The following is a 2,011-nucleotide window of genomic DNA, read 5'->3' as shown; positions in this document are numbered from 1 at the left end:
GGGCGGCATGACCGTGTGGGCCGGGCGGGGGCGGCGCCACCGGCACAATGGACCCGTGAACGAGCCCATACCCGTCAGCCGGTCCGTCGACCAGGGCACGGCCAAGCTGATGCCCGACGTGGACCGGGAGCGGGCCTGGCTGCTCACCGTGGACGGAGCGCCCCAGTCGTACGTCGACCTCGACGAACCGACGCATCTGGAGTTCGAGTACGCCCGGCGGCTCGGGCATGTGCTGGACATCCTCGCGGAGCCGGAGCGGGCGCTGGACGTGCTGCACCTCGGGGGAGGGGCGCTGACCCTGCCCCGGTACGTGGCGGCGACCCGGCCCGGCTCCCGGCAGGACGTCGTCGAGGCCGACCGGGCGCTGCTGGACCTCGTCGCCGAGCACCTGCCCCTCCCGGCCGGCGCCGGCGTCGCGCTGCACGCTGCCGACGCCCGGGCCTGGCTGGCCGGCGCCCCCGGCGACAGCGCGGACGTCCTCGTCGCCGACGTGTTCGGCGGCTCGCGGGTGCCCGCGCACCTGACCTCCCTCGCCTACGCCCGGGAGACCGAGCGGGTGCTGCGCGCGGGCGGTGTCTATCTGGCGAACCTCGCCGACGCGGCGCCCTTCGCCTTCCTCCGCTCCCAGCTGGCCACCTTCGCGGCGGTCTTCGAGGAGCTGGCGCTGATCGCCGAACCGGCCGTACTCCGGGGCCGCCGGTTCGGCAACGCGGTCCTGGTCGCCGCGCACCGTCCGGTCGACATCGCCGCCCTGACCCGGCTCACCGCCGCCGACGTCTTCCCCGCCCGGGTCGAACACGGGCGCGCGCTGCGGGCGTTCATCGGCGACGCCCGGCCCGTCCGGGACGAGGACGCCGTACCGTCACCCGAGCCCCCCGACGGGGCGTTCGGCATCGGCTGACCGGCTCTCGGCGCCGGGTACGGCCGGCGCGCCCGCCATCGCGACATCCTTGGTCCGCCGCCGCAGATTGCGTACGTCCGGCATGCACAGCACCGCCGCCGTGGCCACCACGACCAGTGCCGCGCACCCCCACAGCGCCGGGGTGCGCCCGAACGCCTGCTCCGCGGGCCCGGCCAGCGCCGTCGCCAGCGGCACCAGCGCCACCGAGCCGAACCAGTCGTACGCCGAGACCCGGGACAGCTTGTCCTCCGGGATCTCCTGGTGCAGGGCGGTCATCCAGGACACGCCGAACACCTCCAGCGTCACCCCGGTCACGAACATCACCGCGCACAGCGCCGCCGCCGGCACCGGCACGGCGAGCGCCGCCGAGGGCAGGGCGAGCGGGAAGACGCACAGCGTGCCCGCGAGCAGCAGCCGCTGCGGCTTCCAGCGGGTCATCAGCAGCGCGCCGACGACCGTGCCCGCCCCGAAGAAGCCGAGCGCCAGGCCCCAGGGCGCGGGCCCGCCCAGATGGTCGCGGGCGACCAGCGGGCCGTAGACCGCGTCGGCGGCGCCGACCACCGCGTTGGCGAGCGAGAACTGCACGACGATGCCCCACAGCCAGGGCCGTCCGGCCACCTCCCGCCAGCCCTCGCGCAGATCGGCGAGCATGCCGCCACCCGGCGCGCGCGCCGGGACACCGCTGACGTCGAGGAAGGAACGCAGCCCGGCGGCGACCGCGAAGGCCGCCGCGTCCGCCGCGAGCACCCAGCCCGGTCCGATCACCGCGACCATGGCGCCGCCGAGCGCCGCGCCGCCCAGCGCCGCGCCCTGCATCGCCATCCGGAACACGGCGAAGGCCCGGCCGGCCTGTTCGCCCCGCACGGAGGACAGGAGCATGCCCTCGGCCGCCGGGCTGAAGAACGCCTGGCCGGTGCCGTTGAGGGCGGTGAGCAGCATCATCTGCCACAACTGCGGATCGCCGGTGAGCACCAGCAGGGCGAACAGGCCCTGCGAGACGCAGTTGAGGACGTTCGCCGCGACCATCACCCGGTGCCGCGGCAGCCGGTCCGCGAGCGCGCCGCCGATCAGCAGGAAGAGCACCAGCGGCAGGGTGCGGGCGGCGGCGAC

2 protein-coding genes are annotated in these 2,011 nt (G+C 75.9%); one reads left to right on the top strand and one right to left on the bottom strand.

Annotated elements, in window-relative coordinates:
• The first annotated feature begins 55 nt into the window (after nucleotides 1–55).
• Nucleotides 56–901: a spermidine synthase gene (locus CCN42_RS05585; protein WP_086733378.1), complete on the top strand. Its 846-nt coding sequence runs from the start codon at nucleotides 56–58 to the stop codon at nucleotides 899–901.
• Here CCN42_RS05585 and CCN42_RS05580 read toward each other — a convergent pair.
• A partial coding sequence (locus CCN42_RS05580; RefSeq protein ID WP_107427548.1) for an MFS transporter occupies nucleotides 863–2,011 on the bottom strand: 1,149 nt, incomplete at its 5' end. The two genes, CCN42_RS05585 and CCN42_RS05580, sit on opposite strands and share 39 nt — an antisense overlap.

The organism is Streptomyces glaucescens, assembly GCF_002154375.1.
GTDB classification, from domain to species: Bacteria; Actinomycetota; Actinomycetes; order Streptomycetales; family Streptomycetaceae; genus Streptomyces; species Streptomyces glaucescens.
Note: the sequence above shows the minus strand (reverse complement) of the source record. Positions and strands in the feature narration are given on the sequence as shown.